The following is a 23,839-nucleotide window of genomic DNA, read 5'->3' as shown; positions in this document are numbered from 1 at the left end:
AAGGGGAATATTTGAACTTGCCGGGCCTGCTATCATCGCCCGGATGGGGCTAAGGATGCATGCGTCTTAACGCCGGATCATCCATTGCAGGATTATAAAACAGCGAAAGCGTCAGGCTTTTTGCGATGCGTTCCGCAGTTTCCATGAACCAGCTATGGGCTTGTGGGCTCGGCGCGATATCGTCAAGGGTGGCCGAAAAAAGCGCCAGCCATTGCGGGAACAGTTCCGCCGACATGCCTTTTACGCCAAGATGCGCCTGCACCGGCTTGCCGCCGTAGCCGCCATTCTTGAAGGCTACGGCGGCCCAGAACTGTTTCATCCTGGCCATATGCTCCGGCCAGCGCCCGGAAAGCCGCGCATCGAAGACAGGGCCCAGCGTGGGATGTTCCAAAACGCGGCCGTAAAATGTCTCGACCAGCAGGTCGACGAAACCGGCGTCGATGCCGATAGCCGCCATGGCCTTTTCCGCCCTGTTCTGAATTTCCGCGTTGTGGGCGGCCTTTGCCGCGATCTGGTCCTGCATTGTGCTTCCTTTTGCGGCAGAACCTACGTGGCTCTTCGACACTCCGCAATGCGACCCTTTGGCATATTAGAATAATTCTAAAAGGCTTGATTGTGGCGTGATCAGGATGTATTTAGAATTATTCTAAAGAGGTTCCAGCCATGTTCCGCAGTCTTTTTTCCCTGTCCAAACGCCCGTTCTCCTCGCTTGGCGAACAGGAAATCCTCGCACTTGCCATCTCGTCCGAAGAAGACGATTCCCGCATCTACCGCTCCTATGCCGATCATCTGCGCGCGCAATATCCGCAATCCGCAAAAATCTTCGATGATATGGCCGAGGTGGAACAGCAGCATCGAAACGTGCTGATCGACATGCACCGCAGGCGATTTGGGGAAACAATCCCCCTGATCCGCCGTGAGCATGTGCGTGGCTTTTACGAGCGCACGCCGGACTGGCTGGTGAAGAACCTGTCGCTCGACAAAATTCGTGCGCAGGCGGAATTGATGGAGGCCCAGGCGATCCGTTTTTACGACGAGGCTGTCAAGCGAACCAGCGATGCCTCGACCCGCAAGCTGCTCGGCGATCTGGCCGAGGCGGAGCGTGGTCACGAAGACATCGCGCAGATGCTGGAAGAGAAACATCTCGACGAAAACGGCAAGACAGAAGAGGAGGAAACCGCAAAGCGGCAATTTCTTCTGACCTTTGTGCAGCCGGGTCTTGCGGGACTGATGGATGGTTCCGTATCGACGCTGGCGCCGATCTTCGCAGCCGCCTTCGCCACGCAGGATACGTGGCAAACCTTCCTGATCGGCCTTTCGGCCTCCGTTGGCGCGGGTATTTCCATGGGCTTCACCGAGGCGGCCCATGATGATGGCAAGCTTTCCGGTCGTGGCTCTCCGGTAAAGCGCGGTCTCGCCTCAGGCATAATGACGGCCGTTGGTGGCCTTGGCCATGCGCTGCCCTATCTCATTCCGCATTTCTGGACAGCAACGGCCATCGCCGCAGTCGTCGTCTTCGTGGAACTCTGGGCCATCGCCTTTATTCAGAACCGTTTCATGGAAACGCCGTTCCTGCGGGCAGTGTTTCAGGTAGTGCTCGGCGGTTCGCTGGTGTTGGCCGCCGGTATCATCATCGGCAACGCCTAGTGAATAATAAAGCCCGCAGCGTTTGCTGCGGGCTTTCTGCATTGAGCCTATAATATCTGTCGATCAGCGCAATGCGCCGACCAGAACGTCGCGGCCATCCTCGATGGAAACCCAGCGGCCCGAATTGAAGGACGCCTGCCGCTTCAGATAAGTGTAGTTGGTGTCGGTCCAGAGCTTCACGTCGTCGGTGAGATTGTCGAGAATATAATCGCCATCGGTGGTGCGGAGCGTCAGCACGGCATGGCCCTCGCCATCAGGCTTGCGCACGACAGTGATCAGCAGGTCAGCAACGGAAAACCCACGCTCGATCAGCTTCTTGCGCTTCAGCAGCACGAAGTCCTCACAATCGCCAGCGGTCGTGGGATATTCCCAGACTTCTTCCTTGCCGTAGATTTCCATGTCGGTCATGGCGACGATCGAGGTGTTGACGGATGTGTTGATCTCGCGAACCACACCCCAGCCATACTCGGTGACGCGTGGTGGCGGCGTCAGCTTGCTTCGAATGTTGCACTCGCTCGCGTATTTCTGACAGAACTCATAATGGCCGATCGGCTGGGATGTGATCCCGCCCGTCACCATGGAAGGGCTTCCCTTGGTTTCCGCCACGGCGGAGGCAGCAGTCAATAGCCCGGCGGCAACTGCAAACAGCAGCGCACGCGCCAGCGGTGCGTTCATCATGAAACCCGTCCCTTAATTCTTAATGAAAAGTTAAGAGGGTTGGGGGTCAGGAGTCAATCACTAGCCATCGGCGGCGCGCAAGACTCGTTAAATATGGTTAAGATCGTTGCGCAAATGCCTATGTTGCAAGGGCTTTGACGGCAGCCAGCATCCTGTCGATATCCTGCGGCCGGGACAACCGGTGGTCGCCATCGCGGATCAGCGTCAAGACGACGTCGTCAGCAGGAAGATGTTCGAGGAGCTTCAGCGCATGCTGATAGGGAACATCGGGATCGCGCATTCCCTGCAGGATGTGAACCGGGCAGCCCGTGGTGATGATGCCGGTGAGGACGCGGTTCTGCTGCCCGTCTTCCATCAGCGCGCGCGTAAAGATGTTCGGCTCGGGGCTGTATTCCGAATGTTCCTCGAAATAACCCTTGTCTTCAAGCGACCGTTTTTCCGCATCCGTGAGGCTCGGCTCTATCAGGTCCGCCGTGAAATCGGGGGCTGGCGCAATGAGGACCAGACCAGCGACGGACGGCGTGCCGCCAGCCTTGCGCAGTTCCTCGACCATGCGCAGCGCGATCCATCCACCCATCGACGAACCGATAAGGACGACGCGCGAGGGCGCCTTTTGGCGCACGACGGCAAGCGCCTCTTCCAGCCATCTTGAAATCGTGCCTTTTTGGAAGTCACCGCCGGAAGCGCCGTGCCCGGAATAATCGAGCCGCAGGCAGGCAATGCCGTTTTCCGCTGCAAAGCGGTCGAGTTCCACCGCCTTGGTTCCCGTCATGTCGGAACGGTAACCGCCGAGCCAGACAAGCGTGGGTGCATCTTCTCGTGAAGTTGCCGGGCGGTGAAGGACGGCGATGTCGCGGGCGTCGTCGCCCATGCCTACACGCAGGAATTCAGCGGCTTGTTCAGTCATGTATATGCAATTCTCCTGAATTTCGCGCAACAAAGGCGGCGTATTTGCAAAAACCGTGACAACAGGTGATCTTTTCGGGCAGATATGCTATTGACTTCGCCACGGCAATAACGACATTTCCGCCGCTTGTACCAAACAAGCTGTTTTTTGCCGATGTGATCCAGAAACAGATCAGGAGAATACGACCATTCGCAGACCTTTCAAAGCCGATGCCCCCGTCAAGGAGGGCCCGCGCTCCAACCGGGAAATCCGGGTTCCCAGAGTTCAGCTTATTGATGAAGAGGGCCAGAACCTCGGTAGCATGCCGACGGACCAGGCTTTGAAAATGGCGGAGGATGCCGGTCTCGATCTCGTTGAGATTTCGCCGAACGCTGAACCGCCGGTATGCAAGATCCTCGATCTCGGCAAGCTTAAATACTCGACCCAGAAAAAAGCCGCTGAAGCGCGCAAGAAACAGAAGATCGTCGAGGTCAAGGAAATCAAGATGCGCCCCAACATCGACACGCATGACTATGACGTGAAGATGAAGGCGATGAACCGTTTCTTTGACGAAGGTGACAAGGTGAAGGTGACGCTGAAGTTCCGCGGCCGCGAAATGGCCCACCAGGAACTCGGCATGAAGCTTCTCCTGCAGGTGAAGGAAGATACCCAGGCGATTGCCAAGGTTGAAGCCGAGCCGAAGCTGGAAGGCCGTCAGATGATGATGGTTCTCGCGCCGAAATAACTCTTTCGCGCACGCCGCCCGGGCGGCATGAAGCACCACCGCAAGGGGAAGTTCGTATTCCCCGTTGCGCTTTTAACCGACTGCGGTTATAAGCGCGCGTCCGAACGGTCCGGCAGGGCATGCCGAGGCCGTTCCTGAATAGCTTGAAATAGGCCTCGTCTGCCTGTTTCGATACAAAAACACGGAGTAGCAAAATGCCCAAGATGAAGACGAAGTCCGCTGCAAAAAAGCGGTTCAAGATCACCGCCACCGGCAAGGTTGTTGCAGCCGCCGCCGGTAAGCGCCACGGCATGATCAAGCGTACCAACAAGTTCATTCGCGACGCGCGTGGAACCATGGTTCTCGCCGAAGCTGACGGCAAAAAAGTCGTCAAGAACTACCTGCCGAACGGTCTCTGAGACTTTTCCGCACTTTTGGACACTTTAAGGAGATCATGACATGGCACGCGTAAAACGTGGCGTAACTTCCCGCGCCAAGCACACCAAGACACTCAAGGCAGCCAAGGGCTTCTACGGCCGCCGCAAGAACACCATCCGCGCAGCTAAGGCTGCCGTGGATCGTTCCAAGCAGTACGCTTACCGCGACCGCAAGGTCAACAAGCGCAACTTCCGCGCTCTGTGGATCCAGCGTATCAACGCTGCTGTTCGCGAATTCGGCCTGACCTACGGCCGCTTCATCGACGGCCTGAACAAGGCTGGCATCGAAGTTGACCGCAAGGTTCTGTCCGACATGGCTATCCATGAGCCGGCAGCATTCGGCGTGCTCGTCGAGACCGCGAAGAAGGCTCTTGAGTACCTCAAGGAAGCTGGTACGACCAACGAGTTTGAAACCGCTGTAAAGTAATTACGGCGCGGACAATCTGTTGTTCATTTGAAACCCGCGCCGGTCCTCCGGCGCGGGTTTTTCGTTTTCAGTTTCTGATACAGCTCTATCGGCGTTTTTTAATTTAGAAATTTAGAAGAGTTGGAGTATTCACGCCGTTTGAAGCGAAATCCTTGGTGGACGGAAATGCTGGTCAATAAAATTCAGGTTGTGGAAGCAGAAGGCTTTCGCGTTCATCTCGACGATGACGACATCGCAACTCTGATGCGCGTCCTCCTGAAAAGTGACCGGCGCATTCAAAAGGTCGAGCTCTCGCAATTGACGGTGTGGATCAAACGGCAGGGCACGGAACGTGTGACCTGGTGGATGAAAATGCAGAAGCTGCTGTCAAAACTTCTGCCTTATGCTTTTCTTCGCCCTTCTGAACCGCTGGACGGCGCCGGCCTCATGCAGCGAGAGCTGGAAACGTTGCAGCAGTTCCAGCAAGGCGGTTTCCCGGTTCCGCCGCTGATCTACTCGTCGCGCACAGCAATGGTGCTGGGAGATGTCGGTCCGACGCTCATGGAGCGGATGGGTGCGCTAAAGGCGTCCGATCCGGTGCAACATGACGCCTTGCTTGTGAAATCCGCAGAAGCGCTTGGCGAGTTGCATGCGGCGGGTCTCTGCCACGGCCGCCCGCATGTGCGTGACTTCTTTTTAAAAGACGACCGTATCGGTTTCATGGATTTCGAGGAGCGCCCGCAGGAGGTCATGCCGCTGGAGACGGCGCAGGCTCGCGATATCTGGCTGCTGTTTTTGCAGGTCGCGACCCGCGCCTGCGATGCGCCTAAAACCTGCGACGCCGCCTTTGCCCGCTGGCGTGAAAACGCCCCGCCGCGGGCGCTTGAAGAATTGTGCCGTCTGATCGGCATTCTGGGGCGATTTTTACCGCTTGCCCGGTTGATCGGGCGCGTGCGGATGGGTAGTGATCTGCGACGCTTTATCATGGCGACCGACTATCTGATGAATGCTGTGAACCCCGAAGCCGCTGTTAAAAATACCGGCAAGGCAGGAAAAGATGACTGAACTTGATACCTTGAAATCGCAACTGATGTCGGAGATCGCCGCCGCCGCCGATGAGCCGGCCATCGAAGCCGTGCGCGTCTCCGCGCTTGGCAAGAAGGGCTCGGTTTCGGAGCTTCTGAAGACGCTGGGGTCGATGACGCCGGAAGAGCGCCAGACCCGGGGCGCTGCCATCAACCAGCTCAAGACTGAAATCACCGACCTGATCGGTGAACGCAAGAGTGGCCTGAAAGATGCCGCGATTGCCGCCCGCCTGAAGGCGGAAACACTTGATGTCAGCCTGCCGGTCCGCCAGTCTCCGACCGAGCGCGGCCGCATTCATCCGATCAGCCAGATCGTCGATGAAATCACCGCGATCTTTGCGGATATGGGCTTCTCGATCGCCGAAGGTCCGGATATCGAAACTGACTATTACAACTTCACGGCGCTGAATTTCCCTGAAGGCCATCCGGCCCGCGAAATGCATGACACCTTCTTCTTCCAGCCGGATGAAAACGGCGAGCGCAAGGTGCTGCGCACGCACACCTCGCCGGTGCAGATCCGCACCATGGAAAGCCAGAAGCCGCCGATCCGCATCGTCATTCCGGGCAAGACCTATCGTCAGGATTCCGATGCCACCCATTCGCCGATGTTCCATCAGGTCGAAGGTCTGGTGATCGACAAGAAGGCGCATGTTGGCAATCTGCGCTGGGTACTTGAAGAGTTCTGCAAGACCTTCTTTGAGGTGGATAGCGTTGTCATGCGCTTCCGTCCGTCGTTCTTCCCCTTCACGGAGCCGAGCTTCGAGGTGGATATTCAGTGCGACCGCTCCGGCCCGATCGTCAAGTTCGGCGAAGGCAACGACTGGATGGAAATCCTTGGCTGCGGCATGGTGCACCCGAATGTGCTGCGCGCCGGCGGTCTGGACCCCGATGAATATCAGGGCTTTGCCTGGGGCATGGGCCTCGACCGCATCGCCATGCTGAAATACGGCATGCCGGACCTGCGTGATTTCTTCAACGCCGATGTCCGCTGGATGAACCACTACGGCTTCCGCCCGCTCGACATGCCGACGCTGTTCGGCGGTTTGAGCGTTTAATCCGGTTAGCCAAGGAGCAAAGACATGAAATTCACTCTTTCCTGGCTGAAAGAGCATCTCGAAACGGATGCGACGCTGGACGAGATTTGCGAACGGTTGACGGCGATCGGGCTTGAGGTCGAGGACGTCGACGACAAGGCGGCCTATAAGCCTTTCGTCATTGCCAAGGTCGTCTCCGCCGAAAAACATCCCGAGGCCGACCGCCTCAAGGTGTTGATGGTGGATGCCGGTGACGGCAAGCCGGTGCAGATCGTCTGCGGCGCGCCGAATGCGCGCGCCGGCCTTGTCGGTGCGCTGGCGCGTCCTGGCGTTTACGTGCCGGGCATTGATGTCACGCTTGCCGTCGGCAAGATACGCGGTGTCGAAAGCCACGGCATGATGTGCTCCGAAAAAGAGCTGAACATTTCCGACGATCACGACGGCATCATCGATCTGCCGGAAGACGCGCCGGTCGGCACTTCTTTCGCGACCTATGCCGGACTTGACGATCCGGTCATCGAGATCAATCTGACGCCAAACCGCCCGGATTGCACCTCGATCTATGGCATCGCGCGCGATCTCGCCGCTTCCGGTCTCGGCAAGCTCAAGACCAAGCCAGCGCCGTCCTTCAAGGTCGAAGGCTCAACCCCGGTCGACGTGAAGCTGGAGCTGGATGACGCGGCGCTCTGCCCCGGCTTTTCGCTGCGCATCGTGCGCGGTGTGAAGAACGGCCCGAGCCCGAAGTGGATGCAGCAGCGTCTGATGGCGATCGGCCTGCGTCCCATCAATGCGCTCGTGGACATCACCAACTACATGACCTTCGATCAGGGCCGGCCGATGCACGTCTTCGATGCCGCCAAGGTCAAAGGCGATCTGACGGTCCGCCGTGCGAAAGAGGGTGAGACGATCCTCGCGCTTGATCAGCGCGAATACAAGCTCGGCCCGAACAATGTCGTCATCGCCGACGAAAAGGGCCTCGAGTCCATCGGCGGCGTCATGGGCGGTGAACACTCCGGCTGTGATGAAAATACCGTTGACGTGTTGATCGAGTCCGCTCTCTGGGATCCGATCAACATCGCCAAGACCGGCCGTTCGCTCGGCATCATCACCGATGCCCGTTATCGCTTCGAACGCGGCGTCGATCCGGAATATATGGTTCCGGGTCTGGAACGCACCACCGAACTGGTTCTGGAACTCTGCGGCGGCGTTGCCGGCGAAGCCAAGGTCGTCGGTTACAAGGGGCATCAGCCCAAGGTCGTTGATTTTCCGCTCTCGGAAGTGAAGCGTCTGACCGGCCTAGAAGTTTCGGCGGAAGAAAGCCTGGCCATTCTCAAGGGTCTCGGTTTCGGCATCGAGGGAACGGGCGAGCGTGTTTCCGTCACCGTGCCGTCTTGGCGCCCGGATGTCGACGGCAAGGCCGATCTGGTGGAAGAGGTCATGCGCATTCATGGCGTCGACAACATCAAGCCGGAACCGCTGGAGAGCTTCGGTGCCGTCAACGGCCGCATCTTGACTACGCTGCAGGTGCGCACCCGCACCGCGCGCCGTGCGCTTGCCAGCCGTGGCATGCTGGAGGCGGTCACGTGGTCCTTCATCCCGGAAGCTCACGCGAAGCTTTTCGGTGGCGGTTCGCCCGCTCTGAAACTGGCCAACCCCATCGCGGCCGATATGTCGGATATGCGTCCTTCGCTTCTGCCGGGCCTTCTGACCGCAGCACAGCGCAATGCCGACAAGGGCCATGGCGATGTGGCAATCTTCGAGGTCTCCGGCACCTATGAGGGTGACACGCCGGACACCCAGCGCCGTGTTGCCGGCGGTGTACGCCGTGGCACGGCCTCGCTCGCAGGCAGCGGCCGCATGTGGTCCAATGCCACAAAGGGCGGCGGCAAGCCGGTGGATGTCTATGACGCCAAGGCCGATGCGCTTTCGGTGCTCGAAGCCTGTGGCCTGCCGATGGCCAATGTGCAGATCGAGGCCGGCGCTCCCGGCTGGTATCACCCTGGCCGCTCCGGCACCATCAAGATGGGTCCGAAGGTCGTGCTCGGCTATTTCGGTGAATTCCACCCGAAGACTCTGTCAGAGCTGGATGTTTCCGGTGTCTATAGCGGTTTCGAGATCTATCTCGACGCCATGCCGGAGCCAAAGAAGAAGGCGACCCGCACAAAGCCGGCCCTTGAGCTTTCGCCCTTCCAGGCGGTCAAGCGCGACTTCGCCTTCGTGGTCGACAAGTCGGTCGAGGCAGGGGCCATCATCAAGGCTGCAACAAGCGCTGATCGCAAGCTGATCACCGGCGTCAATGTCTTTGACGTCTTCGAAGGTGCATCGCTTGGTGAAAGCCGAAAGTCCATCGCCATTGAAGTTCAGATCCAGCCGGTCGACAAGACGCTGACGGACGAGGATTTCGAGGCGCTGACCGCAAAGATCGTCGGTAATGTCGAGAAATCGACGGGCGGCGTGCTGAGAGCGTAAAGCTCTGTTTTCATGAATTGAAAAAGCCGAGGCAGTCGCCTCGGCTTTTTTGTTTTTAGCGGTTCGCCATCTGGGACATACGCTCGGGATATCGTTGGCCGGCAACCTTTGCTGGAGAAAGCAACGCGCCAAGGCTGGCGACTTCTTCTGCCGTCAGCGATACATCCGCTGCCGCCACGTTTTTCTCAAGATTGGCGATTTTCGTCGTACCGGGGATCGGAACGATAAAGTCACCCTGCGCCAGCACCCAGGCCAGCGCCAGTTGCCCGGCGGTAACACCCTTTTCGGCAGCCATATCTTCCAGAAGCTTGATGAGCGCCAGATTGGCATCGAAGTTTTCACTTTGGAAGCGCGGCAGGCCGCGGCGGAAATCGTCGGATGCAAGTCCGTCGAGCGACTTCAGCGCGCCCGTCAGGGCACCACGCCCGAGCGGGCTGAAGGGGACGAAACCGATACCGAATTCGCGGCATGTTTCCAGCACGCCGTTTTCCTCCACATCGCGGGTCCACAACGAATATTCGCTCTGTATGGCAGCGATCGGGTGAGTGGAATGCGCCTTGCGAAGTGTTTCGGCACTCGCTTCCGAAAGGCCTAGATGTTTCACCTTGCCCTGCCGCACCAGTTCCGCCATGGCGCCGACCGTATCTTCGATTGGGACATCCGGATCGACGCGATGCTGGTAGAACAAGTCGATGGTGTCGACGCCTAAGCGTTTGAGAGAGGCTTCGGCGACGGCGCGCACATTTTCCGGGCGGCTGTCGGTGCCCACCATCATCTGGCCTGCGGGTTTGCTGGCGTCGATTTTGAAACCGAACTTGGTAGCAATGACCACCTTGTCGCGATAGGGCTTCAAACCCTTGCCGACGAGGATTTCGTTGTTGTAAGGCCCATAGACCTCTGCCGTGTCAAAAAAAGTGACACCGAGTTCGACGGCGCGGTGCAGCGTCGCTATTGCACTATTTTCGTCGCCGGTCGGGCTATAGGCATGGGTCATGCCCATGCAGCCGAGGCCAAGCGCCGAAACGGAAAGGTTGTTTCCGAGAGTTCTTTTTTTCATCTGTTCGTCCTTCCATAAGGAACCGCCCGTTGTCAGGGGCGTGATGAGAAGATAGCGCCCTAAGACGGCAAAAATAATCGCTGCAAATCGTTGCGGGTTGTTCTATTATTTAGAACAATGAACCGTGTGCAACTCTCCCAACTCGCTGTCCTCGCTGCCGTTGCCGAAGGCCGCAGCTTTCGTAAAGCTGCCGCCGAACTTGCCATTGCGCCTTCCGCCGTCAGCCATGCAGTATCGTCGCTCGAAGCGAGCCTTGGCCTGCGCCTGCTGCATCGTACCACCCGCAGCGTTTCGCCGACAGAGGAGGGCAGGCGGCTTCTCGAGACGCTTGGGCCGGCCCTTGCTGAAATCGATGCCGTCATCGATACGCTTGCCGAGCATGGCGGAAGGCCGGCCGGACCGTTGCGGATAACCCTGCCGAGACTTGCGGCGGAGGACCTGATCATGCCCCGGCTTGGCGAGTTCCTGCGGCTATATCCAGATATCTCGCTGGAGATTTCGACCGATGACCGCTTCGAGGATATTGTCGCAAAAGGTTTCGATGCCGGCCTGCGGCTTGGCGAGAATCTTGAAGCGGATATGATTGCCGTGAAGGCGAGCGGCCCATGGCGTGGCGCGATCGTCGGCGCCCCCACCTATTTCGAAGAAAATCCCCCGCCCCGTGAGCCGAGGGATTTGACGCGGCATCGCTGTATTCTCCGTCGCTTCTCCAGTGGTCTGCTCTACCGCTGGGAGCTGGAAAAGGACGGCAGACCTTTGGTGGTCGATGTGCAGGGGCCGCTCATCCTGTCGGACCAGAGCCTTATTCGCCGGGCGGCGATTGACGGCGCGGGTCTGGCTTTCGTTTTCGAACAGCGCGTAGAAGACGACATCAAGGAAGGCAGGCTGGTCCGGGTGCTGGAGGACTGGTGTGCGCCCTTCGATGGTTTTTATATCTATTACCCCTCGCGCCGGCAGATGCGCCCGGCGCTAAGGGCTTTCGTGGATTTCTTCCGCTTCAGAGGGTGATCAGAACTTGATGCGATAGCGGATATGGCCGTCGCTTTTGACGTAGCTGTCGTAAAGCTTCTGGGCACGGTGATTGTGCTCGTCCGTGTTCCAGTAAAGCCGGGACCAGCCCTTTTCCTTGCATATGGCAATGAGGTCATCCATCAGCGCCCGGCCTGTTCCCTTGCCGCGGATCGCACCGTCAACGAACAGGTCTTCCAGATAGCAGTCGGGCGTTTTCACCCAGGTGGAATCATGGAAGTGATGGATGGCGAAACCGGCCATCCTGTCGCCCAGAAGAGCCACGCGCATGGAAACGCGCGACGCCGGATCGAGGATACGCGCCCATGTATGGTCCGTAACTTCCTCGGCAAGGTGTACGTTATAGAAGGCGAGATAGTCGTTCCACAGGCGCAGCCATTCCGCCCGGTCTTCCGGCTCCGCGTCGCGAATTACAAGATCCATGTCACGCGCCCGCCTTGTCGAGCAGCGTCATCATCTCATCCGTCAGCTTGAGATTGACGGCGCGTTTGAAGCTTTCGAGTTGCGACAGGCTGGTGGCGCTGGCAATCGGTGCCGTCACGGCCTTCTTCCGCAATAGCCACGCCAGCGCGATATCGGCAAGCTTGGCTCCGGTTTCCACGGCAACCGCATCCATGGCGCCCAGAACGGCAAGGCCGCGGGCGTTGACATATTCACCCACCCGGTAGCTGCGGGCGACGCCCTCGGTATCCGCCTTGGCGCGATATTTCCCGGTGAGGAACCCTGCCGCGAGGCTATAATAATTGATGACACCAATTTCCTGGGCGACGCAAAGATCGGCAAGCGGGCCTTCGAAATCCGCACGGTTGTAGAGATTATATTCCGGCTGCAGCACATCGTAACGGGGCAGATCGTTCTTCGCGGCCGTGTCCAGCGCTTCCTGAAGCTGGCTCACCGAATAGTTGGAGCACCCGATGGCGCGTATCTTTCCCTGTTCCTTCAGCTTTGCAAAGGCTGCAAGCGTTTCCTCCAGCGGCACATCCGCGTCCGGCTTATGGGCGAGGTAGAGATCGATATAGTCGGTTTGCAGCCGCTTCAGCGAGGCGTCGACAGCCTCTGCGATCCATTTGGCGCTGAGGCCTGTCTTCTGACCGCGATTGTCGAAACCGACCTTGGTAACGATCACCGCGTCCTCACGCTTGACGCTCGACTGTTTCAGCCATTTTCCGATGATGGCTTCCGACTCGCCGCCCTCATGCCCGTCCACCCAGGCGGAATAGACGTCTGCCGTGTCGATGGCGTTGAACCCGGCGTCGAAAAATGAATCGAGCAGGACAAAGGAAGTCTTCTCGTCCGCTGTCCAGCCGAACACGTTGCCGCCGAAGACGATCGGGGCGATGGAGAGGCCGGTGCGGCCAAGGCTTCGTTTTTCCACGGGGAATGCTCCTGTTGCTGTCTTTGGCGGCAAGGTTATCAACTGCTTGCCGGCATAACCATTCAATTCCTTTGATGGCATTCATCAGGCAACGGGCAAAAGCGGGTGAGATCAGGCCTGAAAGCCGCGATAATGGCTGGGCGGGAGGTGATTGTGCTGTTGCCACACGCGCCGCAAATGCCGGGCGGAGGCAAAGCCCGCCCGCTCCGCGATTGTCTCCATATCCAGACGGCTGTTTGCAAGGATGTCGCGGGCAAGATTGACCCGCATCAGGTTGACGTAGTCGATGACGCTGATGCTGGTATGCTCGCGAAACAGGCGGGACAGGTGCCTCTCGCTGAGTGCGGCAATATCGGCCAGCCGTTCCAGCGACCAGTCCTGAGCCGGTTCAGTCATCACCCGGTCCTGCACCCGGTGAATGGCGGGGTGAATGTGGTTGCGGCCGGTAAGCCAGGGGGAGATTTGCGGATCATTGCCGCTGCGCCTGAGATAAACGACCATATTTTTGGCAATGCGCGCCGCGACCGCAGGCGATGTCAGTCGGGAAACGACATGCAGCATCAGGTCGGTGCCGGTGGAAATACCGGCGCTGGAGAAGCGGTTGCCATCCTCCACGAAAAGACGGTTCTCGGCCACCTGCGACAGCGGTGCGGTGCGGCGCAGCGCTTCGATGCAATCCGCATGTGTCGTACAGCTCCGCCCGTCGAAAAGTCCTGCTTCGCCCGCCAGCAGTGCGCCGGAGCAAATGGAAATGACTGTGGTGTCCGCGCACACTGCGCGGCGCAACCATGCCACCAGCGCCTGCCGCTCCCGTCGCATCTCCGGCGCGTTGTCGAATCGGGAGATGCTGCCGGAAATCAGCAGGAAAGCATTGTCCGGCAGGCTCTCGGGCAAGGCCTCCAGCCCGCAAAGCCCAAGGCCGATGGAGGATTGCTGCTGGTCATGTTCCGCGATGTAACGGCAGTCGAAATGGATGTCCCGCTGTTCCGCGTTGGCATAACGGATCACCTCCAGCGGGCCGGCAATATCGAGCAACAGCGCGTGTGGCGGCACAAGCGTATAAAAGGGAATGGTCCGCGTGCCGCCATTGTCCATCAGGCGGCCTTTCGTACCGTTTCGAGAACGTCGCCGACGGTTGCGATGCGCGCAAAGCGACCGGCCAGCACCAGCTCGGTTCGGGTGCGAATATCATCAGGGCTGAACACGGTGCCCGAGGCGTGCGTCATTGGAAAGGTAAGCGTCGCCTCGGTGACGTAATCGACTGTGTAACCGAGGTCCGATGCATGCCGTGTGGTCGTTTCGCAGCACTGTTCGGTGCGGATGCCGGATACGATCAGCCGGTTGATACCCTTTTGCGTCAGCCAGATATCGAGGCCGGTGCCGGCGAAAGCAGAGTGGCGGTTCTTGCGAAAGGTAACGTCAGGGGTAATGCGCACACCTTCCAGCGCGCGAATATAGCCGCTCTCTTCTGCAAATGCCCGGTCGCCATCTACATGAAAGATTTGCACGACGGGAATGCCCGACGCCTTGGCGCCGTCGATCAGTACCTGCTGTTTTTCCAGATAGGCGGGAAGTTCGCTTTCCTCGAAATAGGGGGTGTGCCGAAAGGATTCCTGAACGTCGATGACAAGGAGTGCTGTGTGAGAAGAGGACATTTCATGATTCTCCATTGGGTTCATGCATAGCATAATTCACCTTTGAAAGGCTGGATAAAAGCATGGAAACCGACAAAGGAAGGACGAATCCGGCCATAGCGTTTGCAGTTACGTTTCGTGCGACTTGCCAGGCGTCGCGACAATGGTAAGTTTCCCGGAATTACAGAGTGGGAGAATGAGATGCTGCGCTTCGGAATAATTTCAACGGCGAAAATCGCTCAGGATCACGTCATTCCGGCGATTCAGGATGCGCGGAACTGTGTGGTCAGCGCCATCGCCAGCCGCGATCATGCCAAGGCGCGTGCGGTTGCAGATCGTTTTTCCGTCCCGCATGCCTTCGGCTCCTATGAGGAAATGCTTGCATCCGATGTGATCGATGCCGTCTATATTCCGCTTCCCACCTCGCAACATGTGGAATGGACCATAAAAGCTGCCAATGCCGGCAAACACGTGCTGTGTGAAAAGCCGATCGCACTCAAGGCTGAAGAGATCGACGCCATCATCGCGGCGCGGGACGACAATGGCGTTGTCGTGTCGGAGGCTTTCATGGTCACCTATTCTCCTGTTTGGGCCAAGGTGAAGGAATTGCTGGCATCAGGTGCAATCGGAACGCTGAAGCATGTGCAGGGCGCTTTCAGCTACTTCAACCGCGATCCCGGCAATATGCGCAATATTCCCGAACTGGGCGGCGGGGCCTTGCCGGATATCGGCGTCTACCCGACCATCGTCACCCGTTTTGCCACGGGTGCCGAGCCGAAGCGCGTACAGGCGAGCGTCGAGCGTGATAAGGAATTCGGCACCGATATCTATTCCAGCGTCAGGGCCGATTTCGGCGGCTTCGAACTGAGCTTTTATCTGGCAACCCAGCTTGCCGCCCGCCAGCTGATGGTTTTCCATGGCACGGACGGGTACATCGAGATCAAATCTCCCTTCAATGCAAATCGCTGGGGCGCGGAGGAAATCGAGTTGACCAACCAGGGCCATAACCAGTCGCAAGTCTTCCGGTTTCAGGATAGTCGCCAGTACAAGCTGGAGGCGGAGGCCTTTGCCCGCGCGGTGAAAGGTGAGGGCGAGGTCGTCACCCTGGAAAGCTCGAGGAAGAACCAGCTTTTCATCGATGCCATCTACCGTGCGGCGGAAAAGGACGGTTGGGAGACGGTTTAATCCTGATCCGCACGCTGCTTTTGAAGCCGCCTATAGCCGTAAAGCGCCAGCACCAATGCCGCGAGTGCCGAAAAAGCAAGCGGGACCAGCGGCTGCACGAGTGGATTGCGCCATTGCAGCAGGGCGAACAGCCCGACGCCAACCATGCGGGAGATAAGCGTGACGGCGTTCAACAGAAAGCCGTTCAGCTCATTGCGGCCATCGCCATTCGAATGGTTTAGCCTCCAACTCGTCGCAAGCCCTGCCAAAGCGCCCGGAAGACGGGCGGCAAGCGGGTCGATGCCGATATAAAAAATCAGCAGAAAAGAGATGGAAAGGTCTACAGCCAGTCCGTAAACCTCGCTCAGGGCGAAGTGGCGAAGCCGCAAGGCCGTGTGCTTTAAAGCGTCGGCTGGGTGGAGCGCGGACGTTGCAGCACGAGAAGGCCGATGACCACACTCACAACGCCGAAATTATAACCGGCAAGCGCCAGGAGCAGCGACATCAGCGGCACGGCTGTTGCAGAAATCGCCAGTGCGACACCATAGGCGCCGATAACCATCAGGCAGATGAAAATGATGCTGAATACCGAACGCAACGCAACTGCGGTTACGCCGAGCAATGTGGCGGTAAGAAAAATCATGAATGCCGCCTCCTCTTTGGTTGCCGGGTCTGGGATAAGACGTAGCGTCCTCTTCCCTAACGAACCCTTGTTTTCTCCTCCCTCACCCATTTTCCTAACTCGTTAGTTGAGGATATGGTTTCACCGCCGTTAAAATAGACCCGGCCAGTACCGGCATTTCCGAATCGACGGGTTTTGGTTACAAACGGGCATGAGCGATATTTTCTCCAATGCCGCATTGAGCAATCTTGCCGAGTTCTCGGTTTCCGAACTTTCGGGTTCCATCAAGCGAACGGTGGAGACGGCTTTCGATCAGGTGAGGGTGCGCGGCGAGATTTCCGGCTACCGGGGTCCGCATTCGTCGGGTCACGCCTATTTCTCCCTGAAGGACGATCGCGCCCGCATCGATGCGGTTATCTGGAAGGGTACTTTCTCGCGGCTGAAGTTCCGCCCGGAAGAGGGCATGGAGGTCATCGCCACCGGCAAGGTCACCACCTTTCCCGGCTCCTCGAAATATCAGATCGTCATAGAAAGCCTGGAACCGGCCGGAGCGGGCGCGCTGATGGCTTTGCTGGAGGACCGCCGCCGGCGTCTGGCGGCGGAAGGACTGTTCGATGCGGAACGCAAACGCCGCCTGCCGTTCATGCCGCGTGTCATCGGTGTTGTCACATCGCCCACGGGCGCAGTCATTCGCGATATCCTCCACCGCATTTCGGATCGTTTTCCGGTCCATGTCGTCGTCTGGCCGGTCAAGGTGCAGGGGGAAGGCTCGGGTGAGGAAGTGGCGAACGCCATTCGCGGTTTCAATGCGCTTCAGCCAGGCGGTGAGATTGCACGCCCCGACGTGCTGATCGTCGCTCGTGGTGGCGGCAGTCTGGAAGATCTCTGGAGCTTCAACGACGAAATCGTCGTGCGCGCCGCTGCAGAGAGCGAAATCCCGCTGATTTCCGCTGTGGGGCATGAGACGGATACGACCCTGATCGACTACGCCGCCGACGTGCGCGCACCGACACCGACGGGTGCCGCCGAAATGGCCGTGCCGGTGCGTGCGGAACTGGAGGCGCAGCTCTCCGGCCTTGCGGCGCGCCTTTCCGGCTCGGTATCACGCCAAATGGACAATCGCCGACAGGGCGTGCGTGCTCTGGTGCGTGCGCTGCCGTCGCTTGACCAGCTTCTGGCTCTGCCGCGCCGTCGTTTCGACGAGGCCGCAAGCGGTTTGGGTCGCGGGCTTGAAATGACGACGCTCAACAAGCGCCGCGCGTTCGAACGCTCTGCTTCGGGTCTGAGGCCGGAAATCCTGCTGAATGGCCTGCGGCAGCATCGCCAGCGTGTTACGGAACGCATGCAGAGGGCCGAGGCGCTTGTGGAGCGCCGCCTGTTGCAGGCACAGTCGAGAATTTCCTCGACCGATTCCGCGCTGCGTTCGCTGCCAGCCCGCTTGCTCGGCCAGTTGGAGAGGCAGAAGGAACGGGTCGTCACCGCAACGCGACGAGCCGATACCGCCGTGCTTCACCGCATGGCGCAGAACCGCTCGGGCCTTGCTGCCCATGACCGCATCCTGCAGTCGCTGTCCTATAAGAATGTGTTGAACCGCGGTTATGCTGTCATCCGCGACGAGGAGAACCGGCCCCTGACCCGGGCTGCTGCCATCGCGTCCGGCGCTATGGTGTCTATGGAGTTCGCCGACGGTCGCGTGGCCGCCCTGACGACAGGCGAGGCTACTCCAACATCTGACGTTCCCACGCCTGCCGCTCCCAAAAAGAAGCCGGTGAAACCGGCCTCTTCCGACCCGGGAAATCAGGGCAGTCTGTTCTGATCAGATCGATGCTGCATCTGAAAAACGACGGCTGACGGTGAAGGTCTTTTCAATATCGGGATGCAGCTCCATGCCAAGGCCGGCACCCGGCGGCACGGTGATCATGCCGTTTTTAACTTCCGGCAATGCGGTAACGAGATCGCGGTACCAGGTTTTGTAGAAGGCGCGCACGCTTTCCTGAACCAGCGCATTCGGTGCGTTGAGAGACAGATGCGTGGAGGCGCAGAGTACCACCGGGCCGGTGCAATCATGCGGCGCAACGGGCAGATGCCAGGCTTCGGCCATGGAAGCGATCTTGCGCGCTTCGGAAAGTCCACCACACCAGCTGATGTCAAGCATCACCACGCCGGCAGCGCCAGTTTCCAGAAGATCTCGGAAAGCCCAGCGCGAGCCGAGCGTCTCCGATGCGGAAATCGGCGCGGGTGAAACGGCGGCATAACGCGTCAGGCTGGAAAGGCTGTCCATCTTGATCGGATCTTCGTGCCAGAAGGTCTGATAAGGGGTGAGCGCCTTGGCGATCTGCATGGCGGGCAGAAGCTGCCACATGGAGTGAAACTCCACCATGATATCCATCTTGTCGCCCACCGCCTTGCGAATTTTCTCGAACGGCTCGAGCGCGCTTTTCAGGTCAGGCATCGAGATATATTGGCCGCGCGTCTTTTCCGCCGCCGCATCGAAAGGCCAGATCTTCATGGCCGTGATGCCGTCTTCAAGCAGCGAATGGGCAAGCTCGTCCGCCCGGTGCAGGAAGCCGTTCAGATCGTCATAATCCTTGCCGCCGGACAGGCCGTAATTGGCCGTCTGCTGGCCGGTCGCCTTCTTGATATATTCCGTGCCCGCGCAGGTATTGTAGGTGCGGATTTCCCTGCGGCTGAAGCCGCCAAGCAATTGCGCAATGGGCTGGTTGGTGGCCTTGCCGAAAATATCCCAAAGCGCGATATCGAAGGCCGAATTGCCGCGTACTTCCGCACCCGATGAACGGAAGCCGAGATAACCGACGAGATCCTGTGCCAGAAGGTCGATCTGCAGCGGATCGCGGCCGATCACGCGGGGTGCGATATATTCGTGCACATAGGTTTCAACCGTCTCGGCGCCGTAGAAGGTTTCACCAAGTCCGGTAATGCCCTCATCCGTGTGGACCAGAACCCAGAGCAGGTTTGCCCGTTCCGCCACGCGGACGGTTTCGAGTTTCGTAATTTTCATGAAGTATCTCCTCCAGAGGCAGGCAGTTTTCGGTCTGGAACTGCGTTTGAAAAATCAGGCGATGCCGGCGGCCAGAAGCGCATGCACGCTTTCATCGAAATGCCGCGCCATAAGTGTTGAGGCCGTTTGCGGGTCGCCCGCGGCAATGGCCTGTCCGATGGCGATATGAAGTTCAGTCGCGGCATGACGCTGCGCGTCGGATTTTCGGCTCTTCCAGCCGATCGGCCATGTCTGGCGCGTCACATTCTGAAAGGCGCCGAGAATGAGTTCGAAAACCGGGTTCTTGGAGGCTCTGGCAACGGCAAGGTGAAAGGCAAGGTCGTGTTCCATGACCCTGTCACTATTACCGAAGTCCCGCTCCATATTGTTGGCGTGGTCGAGAATGGTGAGCGCCTCCGCATCCGTTCGCCGCAACGCCGCCAACGTCACGGTTCTGACTTCGATGGTGCGGCGCACGTCGTAAATCTGCTGGATGTTGATCTGCTCGGTGTGAATGCCATGTTCGAACATCAGCGACATCGCGCCATGATCCAGCGTCGCCACCGTGGCGCGCTTGCCGACGCTGACATCGATCAGCCGCATGGCCGACAAGGACCTGAAAGCCTCGCGAACCACGGTGCGCGAGACACCGAGCTGCTGCGAGAGCGAAAGCTCGCTGGGCAGCTTCGCTCCGGGGGCAAGTTCGTTTTCGCGAATGTGGCGCGTGATTGCGCCAATAGCGCTGCTGACGAGATCGGTTTCCTGCAAAATGGGCTTATACAATCGCTCCTCCAACCTGTAGGACAGGTTAACGGAAAATTGCTTATAGGATTTTTATCGCCGAAACAAGCGCCATAACCTCCGCGATTGCTGGTTCCTGTCCGCTTTTTAGGGAACTAAGCTTCAAACCCCTGTAGAAACCGCTTCACAAGCTTGTTCAACGCCGTGCGCTCTTCTTCGCTGAGCTGTGCGACCAGCCGTTGCTGGTTCTCGACATGGGCGCTAACCGCGTCCTCGACGATGGCAAATCCCCGCTCCGTCAATGATATCAATACGCTGCGCCGATCCTGCGGGTTGTGGACGCGCTCCACCAGACCCGCTTTTTCCAGCTGGTCGATCCGGTTGGTCATTGTGCCGGAGCTTACCATTGTCATGGCCAGCAGATCACCGGGCGAAAGCCGGTAGGGCGCGCCCGCGCGCCGTAATGTCGCCAGCACATCAAAAGCGGAAGAGGAGAGGCCGTGTTTCAGCAGCACCGCCTCCACCTCGCGACCGAGATGCGTGGTTAGCCGTTTCAAGCGCCCAAGCAGCCCCATTGGCTCGACATCGAGATCGGGCCTCTCCTTGTGCCATTGCGCCAGAATGTGATCGACGTGATCAATCGGTTCTTTGTTCATCACCAAGGCATAACAACTGATATCTTGACGTCAAGATAAAATTGGCTAAGTTGTATTTATCTTGATGTAGAGATTCTTGAAATGAAGAAAAATACCACCTACGCCGCCGATGTGCTGGTGACGGCACTTGCGCCCGCCATCTGGGGGACGACCTACTTCGTCACCACCGAATTCCTGCCGCATGGATATCCATTCCATGTTGCGATGCTACGCGCCTTGCCGGCCGGAGTATTGTTGTTGCTTCTGGTCAGAAAACTACCGAAGGGCATCTGGTGGTCTCGCAGCCTTATTCTAGGTGCGCTGAATTTCTCGTTTTTCTGGGCGATGCTTTTCGTTTCGGCTTACCGGCTGCCGGGTGGAGTGGCTGCGACTGTGGGTGCGATCCAACCCCTGATCGTCATCGGACTTTCGCGGCTGTTTCTCGCCGCGCCGGTCCGGCCGCTGGCCATTGTCGCTGGTCTTCTGGGTATTTTAGGCGTCGCACTTCTGGTTTTGGCGCCGGGTGCTGCCGCGCTGGATGCCGTCGGCGTGGCTGCGGGTCTTGCAGGCGCCGTATCCATGGCCTTTGGAACCGTGCTCACCCGCAAATGGCGACCGCCGGTGTCGAACCTCACCTTTACGGCCTGGCAATTGACGGCTGGAGGCATTCTGCTTCTGCCGGTCGCATATTTCCTGGAGCCGGCCCTGCCTGCACCTACCGCGGCCAATATTCTCGGTATGGCCTATCTCGGCATTATTGGTGCCGCCTTGACCTATTTTCTGTGGTTCCGGGGTCTCGCCCGCATCGAACCCTCGGCTGCAGCCTCGCTCGGTTTCCTAAGCCCCGTCGTTGCGACCCTGCTCGGCTGGCTGGCGCTCGGCCAAAGCCTCACGCCAGCGCAAATCGTCGGCTTCGTTGCAGTGCTTTTCAGCATCTGGCTCAGTCAGCGGAGCCAGCTGCCGAAATAGCTCAGGCCCATTCGCCCTTGCGCATCACCGGAACTGTGGAGCCATCCGGCTTCACGCCATCGATATCCACCTTATCGGAACCGATCATCCAGTCGATGTGGATCAGGCTGGAATTGCCGCCTTGCGCCTTGATCTGATCCTGCGACAACGAAGCACCATCAACGAAGCATTTCGAATAGCATTGGCCGAGCGCAATGTGGCAGGAGGCGTTTTCGTCGAACAGCGTGTTGTAGAACAGGATGCCACTTGCCGAAATCGGCGAGGAATGCGGCACCAGCGCCACTTCACCCAGACGCCGCGCACCCTCGTCGGTATCGAGCACCTTGTTCAGCACGGCTTCGCCCTTCGAAGCCTTGGCTTCCACGATGCGGCCGCCTTCGAACTTCACCTGGATATCGTCTATCAGCGTTCCCTGATGTGAAAGCGGCTTGGTGCTGGACACGTAACCATCCACGCGCAGCGCATGCGGTGTGGTGAACACTTCTTCCGTCGGAATGTTCGGGTTGCAGGTGACGCCGTTCTTGGCGGTGGAGGCGCCCCCATGCCATTCGTGGCCGTCCGCCAGGCCGATTTTCACGTCCGTGCCGGGACCGGTGAAATGCAGCGACGAGAAACGTTCACCGTTCAGCCATGCCGAACGCTTGGCGAGATTGGCGTTATGCTCCGCCCATGCCGCGACCGGATCGGCGAGATCTACCCGCGAAGCAGCGAAGATGGCGTCCGCGAGCTTGCGAACCGCTTCGTCTTCCGTCACGCCGGGAAAGACCTGTTTTGCCCAGGACGGGTTTGGATAGGAGATGATGTTCCAGTTGATATCGAAGTTGGAAATCTTCTCAAGCGCCGGCTTATAGGCCGTGGAATTGGCCTTGTTGGCGCGCGCCACCTTGGCGGGATCCTGTTCGGCCAGCAGCATGGGGTTGTCGCCGGCAATCGCAAGCCGCGCCGCGCCATTGGCATAGGCCTTGGCCATGCCGTCATAGAGCCAGCCGGAAGCCCGGTCGAAATTGGCGTCGCTGGCGTGGCGGTAGCGGGAAAGCGTGGTTTCTTCGTCGGAGTAGAAGGTGGTGACCAGCCCGCCGCCGGCAAGATAGGCGTGTTTGGTCAAAAACCGCACCAGCGGCAACGCGGCCAGCGGAGCGGTGATCACCAGATCCTGATCCTTCTGCAATTGCAGGCCGACCTTGACGGCGACTTCAGCCAGTTTCTCGAGTTTGACGGGATCGATGGGGGAAACAGTCATGATCTGCCTTCGTATATTTCAATCGGAGGCGCCGACCATAGCCCATTCGCCTCGAAAGCCAAATGCTTTCAAAGCTGTGTCCAGTCGTCAATCGGCCACCAAAGGTGCGACAACGGCTTTCAGCGCCGCCTGCGCGTCGCCGGGGGAAAGCCTTACCTGCAAACCGCGCTGGCCACCATTCATGTAGACATAGGAATGGGTCATGGCCCCAGCCTCTATGGCGGTCGGAACCTGTTTTTTCTGTCCAAAAGGGCTGATGCCGCCCACATGATAACCGGTTGCCCGCTCCGCATCGGCGGGCTTCATCATACTAGCAGATTTTCCCCCGAAGGCGGCGGCGAGCTTCTTCATACTCACTTCCCGGTCGGACGGGACGACGACGCAGACCGGCTTGCCATCCAGTTCAGCCATCAGTGTTTTCAGAACCAGATGTGGCGGCTCGCCGATAGCTTCGGCCGCCTGCAGGCCGATCCGGTCGGCATTCGGGTCGTAGTCATAGGTAACTGTGGTGAAGTTCACACCGGCCTTGGTCAGCATCTGGGTAGCGCGGGTTGTCTTGGACATGGTGGCCTGCGCTCACGCAAAGAGGGACTGATAGGTTTCCGGCTTGAAACCGACGGTTATCGCCTCCTTGGCCTCCAGCACCGGTCGCTTGATCATGGAGGGCTGCTCCAGCATCAGGCCAATGGCCTTTTCGCGGGTAAGATCGGCTTTCTGGCTATCGTCCAGTTTTTTGAAGGTGGTGCCGGCCCGGTTCAGAACCGTTTCCCAGCCCGCGGCATCGCACCATGTTTCGAGATGGGCCTGGTCGATGCCGGCCGCCTTGTAGTCATGGAAAGAATAGTCGACACCGTTGGCCTCCAGCCAGCTTCTGGCCTTTTTCATCGTGTCGCAGTTCTTGATGCCGTAAATGGTGACCGTCATGTTGCCTGCCTCTTTGTCTTGAACTTCCGACATAACAAATAATGCGCCGTATTCAACCCGCAGCCTGAAGCACGGAATTCTAGCC

General features: G+C 58.7%; 27 protein-coding genes. 11 read left to right on the top strand and 16 right to left on the bottom strand.

Annotated features, from left to right (window positions below; all coding sequences use genetic code 11):
• Positions 1 to 49 precede the first annotated feature (49 nt).
• Positions 50 to 523: a group III truncated hemoglobin gene (locus AC5SEO_RS08735; protein ID WP_013635317.1), complete on the bottom strand. Its 474-nt coding sequence runs from the start codon at positions 521 to 523 to the stop codon at positions 50 to 52.
• 140 nt (positions 524 to 663) lie between these two features.
• Between AC5SEO_RS08735 and mbfA the strand changes: the two genes are divergently transcribed.
• On the top strand, positions 664 to 1,647 hold the full coding sequence (gene mbfA / locus AC5SEO_RS08730) for an iron exporter MbfA (RefSeq protein ID WP_013635318.1): 984 nt from the start codon (positions 664 to 666) through the stop codon (positions 1,645 to 1,647).
• A gap of 63 nt (positions 1,648 to 1,710) precedes the next feature.
• Here mbfA and AC5SEO_RS08725 read toward each other — a convergent pair whose 3' ends face one another.
• Both AC5SEO_RS08725 and AC5SEO_RS08720 read right to left on the bottom strand, forming a co-directional pair.
• Positions 1,711 to 2,325 carry a transglutaminase-like cysteine peptidase gene (locus AC5SEO_RS08725; protein WP_003514617.1) on the bottom strand — a complete coding sequence of 205 codons (615 nt, stop codon included), beginning with the start codon at positions 2,323 to 2,325 and terminating at the stop codon, positions 1,711 to 1,713.
• Between the two features lie 118 nt (positions 2,326 to 2,443).
• Positions 2,444 to 3,232, bottom strand: coding sequence for an alpha/beta hydrolase (locus AC5SEO_RS08720; protein ID WP_003514619.1), 789 nt, complete (start codon positions 3,230 to 3,232; stop codon positions 2,444 to 2,446).
• A gap of 187 nt (positions 3,233 to 3,419) precedes the next feature.
• Between AC5SEO_RS08720 and infC the strand changes: the two genes are divergently transcribed.
• The 6 genes from infC to pheT all read left to right on the top strand — a co-directional run bounded on the left by infC (position 3,420) and on the right by pheT (position 9,366).
• Positions 3,420 to 3,956 (top strand): translation initiation factor IF-3, encoded by a 537-nt coding sequence (gene infC / locus AC5SEO_RS08715; protein ID WP_060641871.1) that lies wholly within the window; start codon positions 3,420 to 3,422, stop codon positions 3,954 to 3,956.
• Between the two features lie 194 nt (positions 3,957 to 4,150).
• Positions 4,151 to 4,354, top strand: a complete 204-nt coding sequence (rpmI, locus tag AC5SEO_RS08710; RefSeq protein ID WP_003493355.1) for a 50S ribosomal protein L35 — start codon at positions 4,151 to 4,153, stop codon at positions 4,352 to 4,354.
• Positions 4,355 to 4,394: 40 nt separating this feature from the next.
• The gene (rplT, locus tag AC5SEO_RS08705; RefSeq protein WP_003514622.1) at positions 4,395 to 4,799 is read left to right on the top strand and encodes a 50S ribosomal protein L20; all 405 of its coding nucleotides are present in this window, start codon (positions 4,395 to 4,397) and stop codon (positions 4,797 to 4,799) included.
• Positions 4,800 to 4,964: 165 nt separating this feature from the next.
• Entirely contained in the window at positions 4,965 to 5,843 is an 879-nt protein-coding gene (locus tag AC5SEO_RS08700; protein WP_003514624.1) for a BUD32 family EKC/KEOPS complex subunit, read from the top strand.
• Positions 5,836 to 6,918, top strand: coding sequence for a phenylalanine--tRNA ligase subunit alpha (pheS, locus tag AC5SEO_RS08695; protein WP_003514626.1), 1,083 nt, complete (start codon positions 5,836 to 5,838; stop codon positions 6,916 to 6,918). The genes AC5SEO_RS08700 and pheS overlap by 8 nt, the downstream gene beginning before the upstream one ends.
• Positions 6,919 to 6,942: 24 nt before the next feature.
• Positions 6,943 to 9,366 (top strand): phenylalanine--tRNA ligase subunit beta, encoded by a 2,424-nt coding sequence (gene pheT, locus AC5SEO_RS08690; protein ID WP_003514627.1) that lies wholly within the window; start codon positions 6,943 to 6,945, stop codon positions 9,364 to 9,366.
• A 55-nt stretch (positions 9,367 to 9,421) separates the two neighbouring features.
• Here pheT and AC5SEO_RS08685 read toward each other — a convergent pair whose 3' ends face one another.
• Positions 9,422 to 10,423, bottom strand: coding sequence for an aldo/keto reductase (locus AC5SEO_RS08685; RefSeq protein WP_145166458.1), 1,002 nt, complete (start codon positions 10,421 to 10,423; stop codon positions 9,422 to 9,424).
• Positions 10,424 to 10,540: 117 nt separating this feature from the next.
• Here AC5SEO_RS08685 and AC5SEO_RS08680 point away from each other — a divergent pair, with 117 nt between their 5' ends.
• Positions 10,541 to 11,431: a LysR family transcriptional regulator gene (locus AC5SEO_RS08680; RefSeq protein ID WP_174067955.1), complete on the top strand. Its 891-nt coding sequence runs from the start codon at positions 10,541 to 10,543 to the stop codon at positions 11,429 to 11,431.
• Here the strand turns inward: AC5SEO_RS08680 and AC5SEO_RS08675 are convergent, their stop codons facing one another.
• From AC5SEO_RS08675 to AC5SEO_RS08660, 4 genes are all read right to left on the bottom strand, one after another.
• Positions 11,432 to 11,875, bottom strand: a complete 444-nt coding sequence (locus AC5SEO_RS08675; protein ID WP_003514632.1) for a GNAT family N-acetyltransferase — start codon at positions 11,873 to 11,875, stop codon at positions 11,432 to 11,434. It lies immediately after the preceding gene.
• A gap of 1 nt (position 11,876) precedes the next feature.
• Positions 11,877 to 12,827 carry an aldo/keto reductase gene (locus AC5SEO_RS08670; protein WP_149909557.1) on the bottom strand — a complete coding sequence of 317 codons (951 nt, stop codon included), beginning with the start codon at positions 12,825 to 12,827 and terminating at the stop codon, positions 11,877 to 11,879.
• 111 nt (positions 12,828 to 12,938) lie between these two features.
• Positions 12,939 to 13,922: a GlxA family transcriptional regulator gene (locus tag AC5SEO_RS08665; RefSeq protein ID WP_174067956.1), complete on the bottom strand. Its 984-nt coding sequence runs from the start codon at positions 13,920 to 13,922 to the stop codon at positions 12,939 to 12,941.
• The gene (locus AC5SEO_RS08660; protein WP_003514638.1) at positions 13,922 to 14,482 is read right to left on the bottom strand and encodes an isochorismatase family protein; all 561 of its coding nucleotides are present in this window, start codon (positions 14,480 to 14,482) and stop codon (positions 13,922 to 13,924) included. The genes AC5SEO_RS08665 and AC5SEO_RS08660 overlap by 1 nt, the downstream gene beginning before the upstream one ends.
• Before the next feature lie 180 nt (positions 14,483 to 14,662).
• On the opposite strand from AC5SEO_RS08660, the gene AC5SEO_RS08655 reads away from it, so the two are divergent.
• Positions 14,663 to 15,646 carry a Gfo/Idh/MocA family protein gene (locus AC5SEO_RS08655; protein WP_003514640.1) on the top strand — a complete coding sequence of 328 codons (984 nt, stop codon included), beginning with the start codon at positions 14,663 to 14,665 and terminating at the stop codon, positions 15,644 to 15,646.
• On the opposite strand, the gene AC5SEO_RS08650 is transcribed toward AC5SEO_RS08655, so the two are convergent.
• Together AC5SEO_RS08650 and AC5SEO_RS08645 are read right to left on the bottom strand one after the other, a co-directional pair.
• The gene (locus AC5SEO_RS08650) at positions 15,643 to 16,014 is read right to left on the bottom strand and encodes a hypothetical protein (RefSeq protein WP_149909559.1); all 372 of its coding nucleotides are present in this window, start codon (positions 16,012 to 16,014) and stop codon (positions 15,643 to 15,645) included. The genes AC5SEO_RS08655 and AC5SEO_RS08650 overlap by 4 nt on opposite strands.
• Positions 16,015 to 16,025: 11 nt before the next feature.
• On the bottom strand, positions 16,026 to 16,268 hold the full coding sequence (locus tag AC5SEO_RS08645) for a hypothetical protein (protein ID WP_038489554.1): 243 nt from the start codon (positions 16,266 to 16,268) through the stop codon (positions 16,026 to 16,028).
• Between the two features lie 190 nt (positions 16,269 to 16,458).
• On the opposite strand from AC5SEO_RS08645, the gene xseA reads away from it, so the two are divergent.
• Positions 16,459 to 18,063, top strand: a complete 1,605-nt coding sequence (gene xseA / locus AC5SEO_RS08640) for an exodeoxyribonuclease VII large subunit (RefSeq protein WP_149909560.1) — start codon at positions 16,459 to 16,461, stop codon at positions 18,061 to 18,063.
• On the opposite strand, the gene AC5SEO_RS08635 is transcribed toward xseA, so the two are convergent.
• The 3 genes from AC5SEO_RS08635 to AC5SEO_RS08625 form a co-directional block, all read right to left on the bottom strand.
• The gene (locus tag AC5SEO_RS08635) at positions 18,064 to 19,266 is read right to left on the bottom strand and encodes a mandelate racemase/muconate lactonizing enzyme family protein (RefSeq protein WP_003514648.1); all 1,203 of its coding nucleotides are present in this window, start codon (positions 19,264 to 19,266) and stop codon (positions 18,064 to 18,066) included.
• Between the two features lie 54 nt (positions 19,267 to 19,320).
• Complete coding sequence (locus AC5SEO_RS08630) at positions 19,321 to 20,028, bottom strand: FadR/GntR family transcriptional regulator (protein ID WP_003514650.1); 708 nt, start codon at positions 20,026 to 20,028, stop codon at positions 19,321 to 19,323.
• Positions 20,029 to 20,141: 113 nt separating this feature from the next.
• On the bottom strand, positions 20,142 to 20,642 hold the full coding sequence (locus AC5SEO_RS08625; protein WP_003514652.1) for a MarR family winged helix-turn-helix transcriptional regulator: 501 nt from the start codon (positions 20,640 to 20,642) through the stop codon (positions 20,142 to 20,144).
• Positions 20,643 to 20,723: 81 nt separating this feature from the next.
• On the opposite strand from AC5SEO_RS08625, the gene pecM reads away from it, so the two are divergent.
• Complete coding sequence (gene pecM / locus AC5SEO_RS08620) at positions 20,724 to 21,590, top strand: 4-hydroxybenzaldehyde efflux transporter PecM (RefSeq protein WP_003514655.1); 867 nt, start codon at positions 20,724 to 20,726, stop codon at positions 21,588 to 21,590.
• Between the two features lies 1 nt (position 21,591).
• On the opposite strand, the gene AC5SEO_RS08615 is transcribed toward pecM, so the two are convergent.
• From AC5SEO_RS08615 to AC5SEO_RS08605, 3 genes are all read right to left on the bottom strand, one after another.
• The gene (locus AC5SEO_RS08615; protein ID WP_003514657.1) at positions 21,592 to 22,830 is read right to left on the bottom strand and encodes an aminopeptidase; all 1,239 of its coding nucleotides are present in this window, start codon (positions 22,828 to 22,830) and stop codon (positions 21,592 to 21,594) included.
• A gap of 87 nt (positions 22,831 to 22,917) precedes the next feature.
• Positions 22,918 to 23,394, bottom strand: coding sequence for a Cys-tRNA(Pro) deacylase (gene ybaK, locus AC5SEO_RS08610; RefSeq protein WP_003514659.1), 477 nt, complete (start codon positions 23,392 to 23,394; stop codon positions 22,918 to 22,920).
• Between the two features lie 12 nt (positions 23,395 to 23,406).
• Positions 23,407 to 23,754: an ArsC family reductase gene (locus tag AC5SEO_RS08605; protein ID WP_174067957.1), complete on the bottom strand. Its 348-nt coding sequence runs from the start codon at positions 23,752 to 23,754 to the stop codon at positions 23,407 to 23,409.
• Between the last annotated feature and the right edge of the window lie 85 nt (positions 23,755 to 23,839).

The sequence above is a fragment of the Agrobacterium sp. K11 genome (assembly GCF_059429395.1).
Note: the sequence above shows the minus strand (reverse complement) of the source record. Positions and strands in the feature narration are given on the sequence as shown.